15 protein-coding genes are annotated in these 13724 nt (G+C 52.0%); 13 read left to right on the forward strand and 2 right to left on the reverse strand.

Going from position 1 to position 13724, the window contains the following annotated elements; all coding sequences use genetic code 11:
* Positions 1-120: 120 nt before the first annotated feature.
* On the reverse strand, positions 121-2037 hold the full coding sequence (locus tag J9880_RS09255; protein WP_232770364.1) for an ABC transporter ATP-binding protein: 1917 nt from the start codon (positions 2035-2037) through the stop codon (positions 121-123).
* Positions 2038-2166: 129 nt separating this feature from the next.
* On the opposite strand from J9880_RS09255, the gene kefG reads away from it, so the two are divergent.
* The 4 genes from kefG (at position 2167) to slyD (ending at position 5615) form a co-directional block, all read left to right on the forward strand.
* Positions 2167-2721, forward strand: coding sequence for a glutathione-regulated potassium-efflux system ancillary protein KefG (gene kefG / locus J9880_RS09260; protein ID WP_095923775.1), 555 nt, complete (start codon positions 2167-2169; stop codon positions 2719-2721).
* On the forward strand, positions 2721-4529 hold the full coding sequence (kefB, locus tag J9880_RS09265; RefSeq protein ID WP_095923774.1) for a glutathione-regulated potassium-efflux system protein KefB: 1809 nt from the start codon (positions 2721-2723) through the stop codon (positions 4527-4529). The genes kefG and kefB overlap by 1 nt, the downstream gene beginning before the upstream one ends.
* A gap of 78 nt (positions 4530-4607) precedes the next feature.
* Positions 4608-4811 carry a YheV family putative zinc ribbon protein gene (locus J9880_RS09270; protein WP_013573660.1) on the forward strand — a complete coding sequence of 68 codons (204 nt, stop codon included), beginning with the start codon at positions 4608-4610 and terminating at the stop codon, positions 4809-4811.
* 198 nt (positions 4812-5009) lie between these two features.
* The gene (gene slyD, locus J9880_RS09275) at positions 5010-5615 is read left to right on the forward strand and encodes a peptidylprolyl isomerase (protein WP_095923773.1); all 606 of its coding nucleotides are present in this window, start codon (positions 5010-5012) and stop codon (positions 5613-5615) included.
* 66 nt (positions 5616-5681) lie between these two features.
* On the opposite strand, the gene J9880_RS09280 is transcribed toward slyD, so the two are convergent.
* A complete protein-coding gene (locus tag J9880_RS09280; protein ID WP_095923772.1) occupies positions 5682-5900 on the reverse strand; it encodes a protein SlyX in 219 nt (72 codons plus the stop codon).
* A gap of 292 nt (positions 5901-6192) precedes the next feature.
* Between J9880_RS09280 and fkpA the strand changes: the two genes are divergently transcribed.
* From fkpA to tuf, 9 genes are all read left to right on the forward strand, one after another.
* Positions 6193-7044 (forward strand): FKBP-type peptidyl-prolyl cis-trans isomerase, encoded by an 852-nt coding sequence (fkpA, locus tag J9880_RS09285; RefSeq protein WP_095923771.1) that lies wholly within the window; start codon positions 6193-6195, stop codon positions 7042-7044.
* Between the two features lie 265 nt (positions 7045-7309).
* On the forward strand, positions 7310-8032 hold the full coding sequence (locus J9880_RS09290) for a helix-turn-helix transcriptional regulator (RefSeq protein WP_013573664.1): 723 nt from the start codon (positions 7310-7312) through the stop codon (positions 8030-8032).
* Positions 8029-8421 carry a sulfurtransferase complex subunit TusD gene (tusD, locus tag J9880_RS09295; RefSeq protein ID WP_408637225.1) on the forward strand — a complete coding sequence of 131 codons (393 nt, stop codon included), beginning with the start codon at positions 8029-8031 and terminating at the stop codon, positions 8419-8421. Before J9880_RS09290 ends, tusD begins: the two co-directional genes overlap by 4 nt.
* A gap of 22 nt (positions 8422-8443) precedes the next feature.
* Positions 8444-8803, forward strand: coding sequence for a sulfurtransferase complex subunit TusC (gene tusC / locus J9880_RS09300; RefSeq protein WP_095923769.1), 360 nt, complete (start codon positions 8444-8446; stop codon positions 8801-8803).
* 13 nt (positions 8804-8816) lie between these two features.
* Positions 8817-9104: a sulfurtransferase complex subunit TusB gene (tusB, locus tag J9880_RS09305; protein WP_119825258.1), complete on the forward strand. Its 288-nt coding sequence runs from the start codon at positions 8817-8819 to the stop codon at positions 9102-9104.
* A gap of 143 nt (positions 9105-9247) precedes the next feature.
* Entirely contained in the window at positions 9248-9622 is a 375-nt protein-coding gene (gene rpsL / locus J9880_RS09310; protein ID WP_013573668.1) for a 30S ribosomal protein S12, read from the forward strand.
* Positions 9623-9718: 96 nt separating this feature from the next.
* Positions 9719-10189, forward strand: coding sequence for a 30S ribosomal protein S7 (rpsG, locus tag J9880_RS09315; RefSeq protein ID WP_005969574.1), 471 nt, complete (start codon positions 9719-9721; stop codon positions 10187-10189).
* Between the two features lie 96 nt (positions 10190-10285).
* Positions 10286-12400: an elongation factor G gene (fusA, locus tag J9880_RS09320; RefSeq protein WP_013573669.1), complete on the forward strand. Its 2115-nt coding sequence runs from the start codon at positions 10286-10288 to the stop codon at positions 12398-12400.
* Positions 12401-12471: 71 nt separating this feature from the next.
* Positions 12472-13656 carry an elongation factor Tu gene (gene tuf / locus J9880_RS09325; RefSeq protein ID WP_095923767.1) on the forward strand — a complete coding sequence of 395 codons (1185 nt, stop codon included), beginning with the start codon at positions 12472-12474 and terminating at the stop codon, positions 13654-13656.
* The last annotated feature ends 68 nt before the right edge of the window (positions 13657-13724 follow it).

Here is a 13724-nt window from a genome sequence, read left to right on the forward strand (position 1 = left end):
TGCACAATCGAAAAGATGAAAGGATTTTAACGCGCAACACGCATGACTGCCAGTGAACCCGGCGGGGAGAGATAAACCGCCATGCCTGTTACGGACGATGGCGGTTACAGGGGGGAACTTCTAGTCGAGATCAAAGGCCTTCGACATGTCTTCCAGTTGTTCCTGCGCATCGAGCCAGGTCATTTCGGTCTCTTCCAGCGCGCCTTTCACTTTGGTCTGTTGTTGCAGACATTCAGTGAGTTCGGCTTTACGGCTGATGTCGTAGATCGCGGAATCCGCCAGACGTTCTTCAAGGGTCGCCAGCTCGGTACTCAGTTTTTCCATCTGCGCTTCAAGTTTGGTGATGTGTTTGCGCAGTGGCTGGGTCTGGTTGCGGAAATCGGCTTCGCGACGTTTCTGATCTTTACGCGATTGCGCGCTGTTCACGCCGCCGTCTTTGGCCGGTGCATCCTGCTGGCTTTCCTGACGCTGAATGTCCACCAGCCATTGCTGATAGTCTTCCAGATCGCCGTCGAACTGTTCCACTTTGCCGCCATGAACCAGATACAAATCGTCAGTGGTGGAGCGCAGTAAGTGGCGATCATGCGACACAACCACCATCGCGCCTTCGAAGTCGATTAGCGCCTCGGTCAGCGCCTGTCGCATATCGAGATCCAGGTGGTTAGTCGGTTCATCGAGCAGCAGCAGGTTAGGGCGCTGCCAGACGATCAGCGCCAGCACCAGACGCGCTTTTTCACCGCCGGAGAAGCGCCCGGTCGGATCCGTCACTTTATCGCCGTGGAAACCAAAGCCGCCGAGATAATCACGCAGTTGCTGTTCGGTCTCTTTATTTGCCAGACGCACCAGATGTTGCAACGGTGAATCTTCAGCGCGCAGGAATTCCAGCTGATGCTGGGCGAAGTAACCGAGTTTGACGCCTTTTGCCAGCCCGATATCGCCCTGAAGCGGCGGCATAGTGCCAGCCAGCAATTTAATCAGCGTGGATTTACCGGCACCGTTACGCCCCAGCAAGCCGATCCGCGAGCCGGGCACCAGATTCAGTTTGATCGACTCCAGAATGGTGGTGTCGCCGTAACCGGCACTGACTTTTTCCATCCGCAGCAGCGGATCGGGCAAGCTTTCCGGCGAGCGGAAGCTAAAATGAAAAGGATTGTCGACGTGCGCCGGGGCAATCAGTTCCATGCGTTCCAGCATTTTGATGCGACTTTGCGCCTGTTTGGCTTTGGTCGCCTGCGCACGGAAACGGTCGATGTAACTTTGCAGATGCGCCACTTTTTCCTGCTGACTTTCAAATAATGCCTGCTGTTGCGACAGTTTGGTCGCCCGCTGGCGTTCGAAAGAGGAGTAGTTACCGGTGTATTCGTTCAGCGACTGCTGTTCGATATGCAGGATTTTATCGACGATCGGATCAAGGAAATCACGGTCATGGGAAATCAGCACCAGCGTGCCGGTGTAGCCTTTCAGCCATTTTTCCAGCCAGATGACCGCGTCCAAATCCAGGTGGTTGGTCGGTTCGTCGAGCAGCAGTAAATCAGAACGGCAAATCAGCGCCTGCGCCAGGTTAAGACGCATACGCCAGCCGCCGGAGAAGGATTTCACCGGTTGCTGCAACTGATTCTGTGTGAAGCCTAAGCCGCTGAGCAGGCTGGCGGCGCGCGCCGGAATGGTCCAGGCGTTAATGGCATCGAGTTTACCGTGCAGCGTGGCGATGGCGTGGCCGTCATCCCGATCGTTGGCTTGTTGTAATTGTGCTTCCAGCTGGCGGAATTCGCGGTCGCCGTCGATAACATACTCTATCGCAGGCTCGTCCAGAGCCGGTGTTTCCTGGTTGACCCAGGCCAGCGCCCAGTTAGACGGAAAGGTCAGGTTGCCTGCGTCAGCGCTCATTTCACCTTTTAACAGCGAAATCAGGGTGGATTTACCGCAGCCATTTTTGCCCACCAGCCCGACTTTCTGGCCGGGATTGATGGTCGCAGACGCGTTGTCCAGCAGCACATTTGTGCCGCGTCGGATTTGTAAGGAGGAGAAAACAATCATAAAGCGCCGTGTTGAGAGTATGTTAAATTGTCATGAAATTCGTTTAAACAAGACGTATCGCGTCCCATTTAGTCTTTGCGAAGCATGGTAACGGAAAAACCGCACCCTGACGACGCTTTGGAGGTATTGATGTCGCAGCCACCAAAGGTTTTGCTGCTGTACGCCCATCCGGAATCACCCGATTCGGTCGCCAATCGCGTTTTGTTACAACAGGCACAGCGGCTTGAACATGTCACCGTGCATGATTTGTATGCCCACTATCCTGATTTTTTTATTGATATCCACCGCGAACAACAGCTGCTGCGCGAACACAAAGTGATTGTCTTTCAGCATCCTCTTTATACCTACAGTTGCCCGGCGCTATTGAAGGAATGGATGGATCGCGTGCTGGCGCGGGGTTTTGCCAGCGGGGCCGGCGGCAATGCCCTCAACGGCAAATACTGGCGTTCAGTGGTGACCACCGGCGAACCGGAAGGTGCCTACCGTGCGGGCGGCTATAACCGTTATCCGATGTCCGACATTATGCGTCCGTTCGAACTGACATCGGCGATGTGTCATATGCACTGGATGACGCCGATTATTATTTACTGGGCGCGACGTCAGAAACCCGATGTGTTGCAAAACCATGCTGAAGCCTACGGTGAATGGCTGCAATCCCCGTTGCCGCACGGAGGGATCGTCTGATGGACGTATCAAATATTCCGACGGCCATCCTGCTGTTTTTGTTCGCTGCGGTGGTTGCCGTCCCGCTGGCTCAACGTTTGGGTATCGGCGCGGTGCTGGGCTATTTGCTGGCCGGGATTGCCATCGGTCCGTGGGGGCTGGGCTTTATCCGCGACGTGGATGAAATTCTGCATTTCTCCGAGCTGGGTGTGGTTTTCCTGATGTTTATCATCGGGCTGGAACTGAACCCCGGAAAGCTGTGGGCGCTGCGGCGGCAAATTTTTGGCGTCGGCGCCGGGCAGGTGGTCCTGACTGCGCTGGTGCTTGGCGGTTTGTTATATCTGACGAAGTTTTCCTGGCAGGCGGCGGTGATCGGCGGTATCGGGCTGGCGATGTCTTCCACCGCGATGGCATTGCAGCTGATGCGCGACAAAGGCATGACGCGTAACGAAGGCGGTCAGCTGGGTTTCGCCGTGCTGCTGTTCCAGGATATTGCGGTTATTCCGGCACTGGCGCTGATCCCGATCCTCGCGGGCGGTTCGGAAGGCAGCAATAACTGGGAAATGATCGGCCTGAAAGTGCTGGCCTTTGGCGGCATGTTGATCGGCGGACGTTATCTGCTGCGGCCGATTTTCCGGCTGATTGTGGCCTCCGGCGTGCGTGAAGTGTTTACCGCTGCCGCATTGCTGGTGGTGCTCGGTTCGGCGCTGTTTATGGATACGCTGGGCTTCTCGATGGCGCTCGGTACCTTTATTGCCGGGATTTTACTGGCAGAAAGTGAATATCAGCACGAACTGGAAATCGCTATCGAGCCATTTAAGGGTTTACTGCTCGGGCTGTTCTTTATTTCCGTCGGCATGGCGCTGAATCTGGGCGTGCTGTATACCCACATTTTGCTGGTGCTGGCAGGCGTGATTATTCTGGTGACGGTGAAAGGTGCGGTGTTATACGGGCTGTCCCGCGTGTTTGGTTTGCGCACTTCAGTCCGGCTGCAATTTTCGGCGGTGCTCAGTCAGGGCGGTGAATTTGCTTTCGTGCTGTTCTCGGCGGCAGGGGCGCAGAAAGTGATTTCCTCCTCGCAGCTTTCCCTGTTGCTGGTGGTGGTGACGATATCGATGATGACCACGCCGTTGCTGATGCAGTGGGTCGACCGGATCCTGGTCAAACGCTACAACGACGGTGAAGAAAGCGACGAAAAACATTTTGTGCAGGATGATGAGCCTCAGGTGATCATTGTCGGCTTCGGCCGTTTCGGCCAGGTGATCGGGCGTTTGCTGATGGCCAACAAGATGCGCATTACGGTGCTTGAGCGGGATATCAGTGCTGTCGGGCTGATGCGCACATACGGCTACAAGGTGTATTACGGCGATGCGACCGAACTGGAGCTGCTCAGGGCTTCGGGTGCTGAAAAGGCCAAATCGATTGTGATTACCTGTGATGAGCCTGCGGACACCATGACCATCGTGCATTTGTGTCAGCAGCATTTTCCGCATCTGAATATTCTGGCGCGCGCACGCGGACGCGTGGAAGCACACGAATTGTTGCAGGCGGGCGTGGTGAATTTCTCCCGCGAGACCTTTTCCAGTGCGCTTGAACTGGGTAAGAAAGCACTGGTCACGCTGGGTATGCATCCGCACAGTGCGTACCGCGCGCAGCAGCATTTTCGTCGTCTCGACATGCGCATGTTGCGTGAACTGGTACCGCAAAACCGTGGCGATGTGGCGCAGATTTCCCGTGTGAAAGAAGCCCGGCGCGAGCTGGAAGACATTTTCCAGAGTGAAATGCATAACGAACGTCGCCAGCTTGATGGCTGGGACGATGACGAATAGTCCGGTCGCGGAAAAATAATTTCGGTGGTTGATCGAAAACTGACCGGACGCAATGTCGGCAATTTTTGGAGAAGTAATATGGCTACAACCCGTAAACGGTTCATCGCTGGCGCGGTGTGTCCGAAATGTAAGGCGATGGATACACTGGCTTTATGGCAGGAAGATCAGGTTGAAGTGGTGGAGTGCGTGAAGTGCGGACACCATCAGCGTCAGACGGATGCGCAGGTCAGTAAGAAGCTGCGCCCGGAAGAGCAGGTGATTGGTATTTTCGATCCGAAGTAGCGTTATCGCCCGTGTTTTTTTATGCTGTTAGTACAGAGACGCGGATTTCCGCTACACTCTTCGCCAAATTTATCCGGTCACGCTTTTCAGGATGATCTCATCGAAAGGCGTCCGTCACTGAATTAGCCTTAAGCGAAGTAGCGTGCGTTATGCAACGCCCGCAGACAACAAATTGAGTTTCCAACGGTAGGAGTTATCATGAAAGTAGCAAAAGACCTGGTCATCAGCGTGGCATATCAGGTACGTACAGAAGACGGTGTGTTGGTTGATGAATCTCCGGTGAGCGCGCCGTTGGATTACCTGCACGGCCATGGTTCCCTGATCTCCGGTCTGGAAACTGCGCTGGAAGGTCATGCCATCGGTGACGTATTTGACGTGCATGTTGGCGCGAATGACGCTTACGGCAACTACGACGACAACCTGGTTCAGCGCGTCCCTAAAGACGTCTTCATGGGCGTGGACGAACTGGAAGTGGGCATGCGTTTCCTGGCTGATACCGATCAGGGCCCGGTTCCTGTCGAAATCACTGAAGTGGATGGCGATCACGTTGTGGTTGATGGCAACCATATGCTGGCTGGCCAGAACCTGAACTTCCACGTTGAAGTGGTGGCAATCCGTGAAGCGACCGAAGAAGAACTGGCTCATGGCCACGTTCACGGCGAACACGGCCATGATCATGGTCACGACCATGAACACGGTGACGGTTGCTGCGGTGGCCACGGTCACAGCCATGATCACGACCATGACCATGACCACGGTAAGAAAGGTGGTTGCGGCGGTAACGGCGGCTGCGGTTGTCATTAATCGCCCGCACAGTGATATAAACGAAAGGCGCCGCAAGGGCGCCTTTTTGTTGCGTCGCAATCCGTATCAATAATGCGGGGGCGGCGTTTCTTCCGACTGATCGGCAATCATTGATGGCTGGCTGGCGCGCAGTTTGTCTGTCAGCAGGCGCAGATGGTCGTGCAATCTGCTCATTTCCAGCTGATGCTGTGTGACGATCAAATTCAGCTCTTCAATCGTGATTTCCTGAAAAGCCAGTTTGTTTTCCAGCATCTCCAGACGTTGTTCAACGGTATCTGAGTTCATCATCATTTCCTCGCTGTGTGGCTCAAATTGATCAGGTCGAGCACTGACCGGAACCTCATCCTGTATTGTAGACCGGCGATTCTACCCGTAAACCCCTCTGATTACCTGACCTCTGCGGCGCTTTATCTTCGCTCTCCATGACCCGACGAAACTAATTGATGTAAAAAAGGTCTGAATATGACGCTAATGGCGTGTATAGAGATTGTTTTGTCGTGAGACGGACAGTTATAGTAACCGCCGAACTTTCGTAATTATTACCAGAGGTCATACGCTTCTGGTCCTGGAGAAATGGATGAAATCACTGTTTAAAGTAACTCTGCTGGCAACCACCATGGCGCTTGCCCTGAATGCCACTCAGGTTATGGCTGCTGAAGCCACCGCACCGGCCGCTGCTGCACCTGCGCCAGCCGCTGCAGCTGCTCCGGCAGCAACAGATACGACCAAGTTTAAAAGTGATGACGAGCAGGCGGCATACGCTCTCGGCGCATCATTGGGTCGCTACATGGACAACTCCCTGAAAGAACAAGAAAAACTGGGCATCAAACTGGATAAAGACCAGTTGATCGCGGGTGTTCAGGACGCGTTTGCTAACAAAAGCAAACTGTCTGATCAGGAAATCGAGAAGACTCTGCAAACCTTCGAAGGCCGTGTGAAAGCTTCTGCACAGGCTAAGATGGAACAAGACGCTAAAGCTAACGCTGACAAAGGCGACAAATTCCGTGCTGATTTCGCCAAAGAAAAAGGCGTGAAGAAGACTGAATCCGGCCTGCTGTATCAGGTAGAAAAACCAGGTACCGGCGCTGCGCCTAAAGACAGCGATACCGTTGTCGTTAACTACAAAGGTACGCTGACTGACGGTACAGAGTTCGATAACTCTTACACCCGTGGTGAGCCGCTGTCCTTCCGTCTTGACGGTGTGATCCCTGGCTGGACCGAAGGCCTGAAACACATTAAGAAAGGCGGCAAAATCAAGCTGGTCATTCCACCGGAACTGGCTTACGGCAAAACGGGCGTCCCGGGGATCCCGGCTAACTCCACGCTGGTGTTCGATGTTGAACTGCTGGATGTGAAAGCTGCGCCTAAAGCGGATCCTAAAGCAGCAGAGAAACCTGCTGAAGCAGAAGCGGCACCAAAAGCAAACTAAGTGGGTGTCGGGTTACTGTTCGGAAACCGTCGCTTAACGCGGCGGTTTTTTTTCGCCCGTCACTTTTCTCTGTACCCGCCCCTCTTTTTGTTGCGGTTACTCTATGATGATAACTTGACGCTTTTGTCTCCCCGGCATAACGTCACAGATCCATATAATCGTAAGGCCGTTTTTTCTGTATTTTTGATACAGTAACGACCCTGAAATGATGAATAATGCGTCCTGACTCCCGTTGGAAGGCGCGATATAGAGGGTGGTAGCTTCGATGTCTAATTCGCTTATAACTGGCGAAACCGGCGAACTGGATTTGCTGGACCAACGTCCTTTCAGCCAGGTCGATCATGAGATTTTGTCTTCATATGAGGCCGTGGTGGATGGACTGGCAATGCTGATTGGTGAGCATTGCGAAATTGTTCTGCATTCTCTGGAAGACCTGAAATGTTCGGCGGTTCGTATCGCTAATGGTGAGCATACCGGCCGTAAGATCGGCTCACCAATTACTGATCTGGCATTGCGCATGTTACATGACATGACCGGTGCGGACAGCAATGTGTCCAAAGCCTATTTTACCCGCGCGAAAAGCGGTGTGCTGATGAAGTCGGTCACCATCGCCATCCGCAACCGTGAGCAGCGTGTGATTGGCCTGCTGTGCATTAACATGAATCTTGACGTGCCTTTCTCGCAAATCATTCAGACCTTTATGCCGCCTGAGACGCAGGAAGTCGCCTCGTCGGTGAACTTCGCGTCATCCGTCGATGATCTGGTCGCGCAGACGCTGGAATTCACCATTGAAGAAGTGAACGCGGACCGCAACGTTTCTAACAATGCGAAGAACCGTCAGGTGGTACTGAATCTTTATGAAAAGGGTATTTTTGATATCAAAGATGCCATTAACCAGGTGGCTGATCGCCTGAACATTTCCAAGCACACGGTCTACCTGTATATCCGCCAGTTTAAAAGCGGTGATCTGGTGGGGAACGAACGTTGAAACTGCGTTACTGTCTGCTGGTCACCGGCCCTGCGTATGGCACGCAACAAGCCAGTGCCGCCTATCAGTTTGCTCTCGCGCTGATCGCCAGCGATCACCAGCTCGACAGCGTGTTTTTTTATCGCGAAGGGGTGCTCAACGGCAATGTGCTTTCTGCTCCCGCATCGGATGAATTCGATCTCGTGCGTTCCTGGCAACGGATGGCGGCAGATTATCAGGTGGCGCTCAATGTCTGTGTTGCTGCCGCATTACGCCGTGGCGTGATCGACGAAACGGAAGCCCATAATCAGGGGCACGGGCAGACAAATTTACAACCGGGTTTTACCCTGACCGGGCTGGGCAGTCTGGCGGAAGCCTCGCTGACCTGTGACCGTCTGGTGCAGTTCTGATGCGTGAGGGCAGGGAACAAAAATGAAAAAGATTGCGTTTGTGTTCACGCAGGGACCGCATGGAACGTCCGCAGGCCGTGAAGGACTGGATGCCTTGCTGGCCACCTCCGCCCTGACCGAAGACATTGGTGTCTTTTTCATGGCGGATGGCGTTTTTCAGTTAATGCCATCCCAGCAGCCGGAAAAAATTTTAGCGCGTAATTATATTGCCACGTTCGGCGTGTTATCTCTTTACGATGTCGATCAGTGTTTCGTTTGCGAAACGTCTTTGAAGACGCGGGGTCTGTCTGCCGGACACGACTGGGTTCTGGACGTCGAGCCGTTATCAGTGGCTGAAATTCGCGGGCGACTGGCCGATTATGATGTGGTAATGACGTTTTAATTCAGGATATTCCATGCTTTTTACGCTTGCACATTCCCCGCAACATTGTGATTTCTCACTGCTTATTAATATGGTTGCTCAGGACGATGCACTATTGCTGATGCAGGATGGCGTACTGGCCGCACTGGATAGCAGTGAGGCATGTGACCGGATGATTCAACAGGTGCAGTCAGTCTATGTGTTGAGCGAAGATTTAGCTGCCCGGGGATTGGTTGGTCAAATTTCGCACAAAATCACGTTGATCGACTATACTGGATTCGTCGCGCTGACTGAGAAACATGCCCAGCAAACAGCATGGTGAATCACTGATGTGCTGTATATTTCTTGACACCCTCTTAGGTCAGCCCTAAAATTCTGCGTCCCCATATTAGCTAATGCTTTTTATGGGGCGATTTATCACGCGTTTACAAAGTAGTTTATGAACCAAAATCCAGGAGCTTTTTAATGGCAACAATTAATCAGCTGGTACGCAAACCACGCTCTACGAAGGTTGCTAAAAGCAACGTTCCAGCGCTGGAAGCTTGCCCGCAGAAACGTGGCGTATGTACTCGTGTATATACTACCACCCCTAAAAAACCAAACTCCGCACTGCGTAAAGTATGCCGTGTGCGTTTGACTAACGGTTTTGAAGTTACCTCCTACATCGGCGGTGAAGGTCATAACCTGCAGGAACACTCCGTGATCCTGATCCGTGGCGGTCGTGTAAAAGACTTGCCAGGTGTGCGTTATCACACCGTCCGTGGCGCACTGGACTGTTCAGGCGTTAAGGATCGTAAGCAATCTCGTTCTAAATACGGCGTTAAAAAGCCGAAGTCTTAATGGTTCTCCGTTAAGTAAGGCCAAACATTTTCACTTTACTGTCAAAATAAACTCTTAGAGTTTTGGACAATCCTGAATTAACAACGGAGTATTTCCATGCCACGTCGTCGCGTCATTGGTCAACGTAAAATCCTGCCAGATCCTAAGTTCGGATCCGAACTGCTGGCAAAATTCGTCAACATTCTGATGGTAGATGGTAAAAAATCTACTGCAGAAGCAATCGTCTACACTGCTCTTGAGACCCTGGCTCAACGTAGCGGTAAAGGCCACCTGGAAGCTTTCGAAGTCGCATTGGACAACGTTCGTCCGACTGTCGAAGTTAAGTCCCGCCGTGTAGGTGGTTCTACTTATCAGGTTCCAGTTGAAGTCCGTCCGGTTCGTCGTAATGCTCTGGCAATGCGTTGGATCGTTGAAGCTGCTCGTAAACGCGGTGATAAATCCATGGCTCTCCGCCTGGCGAACGAACTTTCTGATGCTGCAGAGAACAAAGGTACTGCAGTTAAGAAACGTGAAGACGTTCACCGTATGGCTGAAGCCAACAAGGCGTTCGCCCACTACCGCTGGTAATCACTTCGCTGTAGTTATGCTAACCAAGCGGGCGCTTCAAGAAGCCAACCCGCTTGGGTTAACTGAACTTGAACGTCCTAGTTATAGAGGAATCAAATGGCTCGTAAAACACCCATTGAGCGCTACCGTAACATTGGTATCAGTGCTCACATCGACGCCGGTAAGACAACCACTACCGAACGTGTTCTGTTCTACACCGGTGTAAACCACAAAATCGGTGAAGTTCATGACGGCGCAGCTACCATGGACTGGATGGAGCAGGAGCAGGAACGTGGTATTACCATCACGTCCGCTGCGACGACCTGTTTCTGGTCAGGTATGGCTAAGCAGTTCGAACCACACCACATCAACATCATCGACACCCCAGGGCACGTTGACTTCACCATCGAAGTTGAACGTTCCATGCGTGTTCTTGATGGCGCGGTAATGGTTTACTGTGCTGTTGGTGGTGTTCAGCCACAGTCTGAGACCGTATGGCGTCAGGCAAACAAATATAAAGTTCCACGTATCGCGTTCGTTAACAAAATGGACCGTATGGGTGCTAACTTCCTGAAAGTTGTTGATCAGATTGAAAAACGTCTGGGCGCAACTCCGGTGCCACTGCAACTGGCAATCGGCGCGGAAGAGAAATTCACCGGTGTTGTTGACCTGGTGAAGATGAAAGCTATCAACTGGAACGAAGCTGATCAGGGCGTTACCTTCGAATACGAAGAAATCCCTGCAAACATGCAAGAACTGGCTGAAGAATGGCGTCAGAAACTGGTTGAGGCCGCTGCTGAAGGCTCTGATGAGCTGATGGAGAAATTCTTTGGTGGCGAAGAGCTGACTGAAGAAGAGATCAAAACTTCTCTGCGTAAGCGCGTTCTGAACAACGAAATCATCCTGGTTACCTGTGGTTCTGCGTTTAAAAACAAAGGCGTACAGGCAATGCTGGATGCTGTTGTTGAGTATCTGCCAGCACCAACTGACGTTGAAGCTATCAACGGTCTGTTGGATGACGGTAAAGACACTCCGGCAGTTCGCCATTCTGACGATTCAGAGCCGTTCTCTGCTCTGGCGTTCAAAATCGCTACTGACCCATTCGTGGGTAACTTGACGTTCTTCCGTGTTTATTCCGGTCTCGTCAATTCAGGTGACACTGTATTTAACCCAGTGAAATCTCAGCGTGAACGTCTGGGTCGTATCGTTCAGATGCATGCTAACAAGCGTGAAGAAATTAAAGAAGTTCGTGCAGGCGATATCGCTGCAGCGATCGGTCTGAAAGACGTGACTACAGGTGATACCCTGTGTGATCCAGATAACGTGATTATCCTGGAACGCATGGAATTCCCTGAGCCGGTAATCTCCGTTGCGGTAGAACCAAAAACCAAAGCTGACCAGGAAAAAATGGGTCTGGCTCTGGGCCGTCTGGCGAAAGAAGACCCATCATTCCGCGTTTGGACTGATGAAGAGTCTGGTCAGACAATCATCGCAGGTATGGGTGAGCTTCACCTGGATATCCTGGTTGACCGTATGCGTCGTGAATTTAACGTTGAAGCTAACGTCGGTAAGCCGCAGGTTGCATACCGTGAAGCTATCCGCGCTAAAGTTACCGATGTTGAAGGTAAACACGCTAAGCAGTCTGGTGGTCGCGGTCAGTATGGTCACGTTGTGATCGACATGTACCCATTAGAACCTGGCACAAATCCGAAAGGATATGAGTTTGTCAACGAAATCAAAGGCGGTGTAATTCCTGGTGAATTCATCGGCGCGATTGACAAAGGCATCCAGGAACAGCTGAAGTCTGGTCCACTGGCCGGTTACCCGGTAGTAGATCTGGGCGTGCGTCTGCACTTCGGTTCTTACCATGACGTCGACTCCTCTGAGCTGGCGTTTAAACTGGCCGCTTCTATCGCCTTCAAAGATGGCTTTAAGAAAGCGAAACCAGTTCTGCTTGAGCCGATCATGAAGGTTGAAGTAGAGACTCCGGAAGAGAACACTGGTGACGTCATCGGTGACCTTAGCCGTCGTCGTGGTATGCTGAAAGGCCAAGAATCTAACGCTACTGGCGTTGTGATTCATGCTGAAGTTCCGCTTTCCGAAATGTTCGGTTATGCAACTCAGCTGCGTTCACTGACCAAAGGCCGTGCATCTTACTCCATGGAATTCCTGAAGTATGATGATGCGCCAAATAACGTGGCCCTGGCCGTTATTGAAGCTCGTGGCAAATAAGCCACAGTTTTAAACACAATGATCCCGTGCTCTCTCTATGAAGGGAGAGCACAAGAGTAAGGAATATAGCCGTGTCTAAAGAAAAATTTGAACGTAACAAACCGCACGTCAACGTTGGTACTATCGGCCACGTCGACCACGGTAAAACTACCCTGACTGCAGCAATCACTACCGTTCTGGCTAAAACCTACGGCGGTTCTGCACGCGCATTCGACCAGATCGATAACGCACCAGAAGAAAAAGCTCGTGGTATCACCATCAACACTTCCCACGTTGAATATGACACCCCGACTCGTCACTACGCGCACGTTGACTGCCCAGGGCACGCCGACTACGTGAAAAACATGATCACCGGTGCTGCTCAGATGGACGGCGCTATCCTGGTTGTTGCTGCAACTGATGGCCCTATGCCTCAGACTCGTGAGCACATCCTGCTGGGTCGCCAGGTTGGCGTTCCATACATGATCGTGTTCATGAACAAATGCGACATGGTTGATGATGAAGAGCTGCTGGAACTGGTAGAAATGGAAGTTCGTGAACTTCTGTCTGCTTACGAATTCCCAGGCGACGACATCCCGGTCATCAAAGGTTCAGCGCTGAAAGCACTGGAAGGCGATGCAAATTGGGAAGCGAAAATCATCGAACTGGCAGAAGCACTGGACAGCTACATTCCATTGCCAGAGCGTGCTATCGATAAGCCATTCCTGCTGCCAATCGAAGACGTATTCTCCATCTCCGGTCGTGGTACAGTTGTTACCGGTCGTGTAGAGCGCGGTATCGTTAAAGTTGGCGAAGAAGTTGAAATCGTTGGTATCAAGGACACTGTTAAGTCTACTTGTACTGGCGTTGAAATGTTCCGCAAACTGCTGGACGAAGGCCGTGCTGGTGAGAACGTTGGTGTTCTGCTGCGTGGTATCAAACGTGAAGACATCGAACGTGGTCAGGTTCTGGCTAAACCAGGTTCAATCAAACCACATACCAAGTTTGATTCTGAAGTGTACATCCTGAGCAAAGATGAAGGTGGTCGTCATACTCCATTCTTCAAAGGCTACCGTCCACAGTTCTACTTCCGTACAACTGACGTGACCGGTACTATCGAACTGCCAGAAGGCGTTGAGATGGTAATGCCTGGTGACAACGTGAACATGGTTGTTACCCTGATCCACCCAATCGCGATGGATGACGGTCTGCGTTTCGCAATCCGTGAAGGCGGCCGTACTGTAGGCGCTGGTGTTGTTGCTAAAGTTATCGCTTAATCGCTGATAATTTTTGCAAAATAAAAAGGGTGCTTCGGCACCCTTTTTTATTGCCTGAAATTTGTTCT

Source organism: Rahnella victoriana, from assembly GCF_021276285.1.
Classification (GTDB): Bacteria; Pseudomonadota; Gammaproteobacteria; order Enterobacterales; family Enterobacteriaceae; genus Rahnella; species Rahnella victoriana.

What these genes read in the sequence shown, in the direction of transcription:
- J9880_RS09255 (WP_232770364.1), bottom strand. Translation starts at nt 2,037, where the DNA reads ATGATTGTTTTCTCCTCCTTACAAATCCGACGCGGCACAAATGTGCTG.
- kefG (WP_095923775.1), top strand. Translation starts at nt 2,167, where the DNA reads ATGTCGCAGCCACCAAAGGTTTTGCTGCTGTACGCCCATCCGGAATCA.
- kefB (WP_095923774.1), top strand. Translation starts at nt 2,721, where the DNA reads ATGGACGTATCAAATATTCCGACGGCCATCCTGCTGTTTTTGTTCGCT.
- J9880_RS09270 (WP_013573660.1), top strand. Translation starts at nt 4,608, where the DNA reads ATGGCTACAACCCGTAAACGGTTCATCGCTGGCGCGGTGTGTCCGAAA.
- slyD (WP_095923773.1), top strand. Translation starts at nt 5,010, where the DNA reads ATGAAAGTAGCAAAAGACCTGGTCATCAGCGTGGCATATCAGGTACGT.
- J9880_RS09280 (WP_095923772.1), bottom strand. Translation starts at nt 5,900, where the DNA reads ATGAACTCAGATACCGTTGAACAACGTCTGGAGATGCTGGAAAACAAA.
- fkpA (WP_095923771.1), top strand. Translation starts at nt 6,193, where the DNA reads ATGAAATCACTGTTTAAAGTAACTCTGCTGGCAACCACCATGGCGCTT.
- J9880_RS09290 (WP_013573664.1), top strand. Translation starts at nt 7,310, where the DNA reads ATGTCTAATTCGCTTATAACTGGCGAAACCGGCGAACTGGATTTGCTG.
- tusC (WP_095923769.1), top strand. Translation starts at nt 8,444, where the DNA reads ATGAAAAAGATTGCGTTTGTGTTCACGCAGGGACCGCATGGAACGTCC.
- tusB (WP_119825258.1), top strand. Translation starts at nt 8,817, where the DNA reads ATGCTTTTTACGCTTGCACATTCCCCGCAACATTGTGATTTCTCACTG.
- rpsL (WP_013573668.1), top strand. Translation starts at nt 9,248, where the DNA reads ATGGCAACAATTAATCAGCTGGTACGCAAACCACGCTCTACGAAGGTT.
- rpsG (WP_005969574.1), top strand. Translation starts at nt 9,719, where the DNA reads ATGCCACGTCGTCGCGTCATTGGTCAACGTAAAATCCTGCCAGATCCT.
- fusA (WP_013573669.1), top strand. Translation starts at nt 10,286, where the DNA reads ATGGCTCGTAAAACACCCATTGAGCGCTACCGTAACATTGGTATCAGT.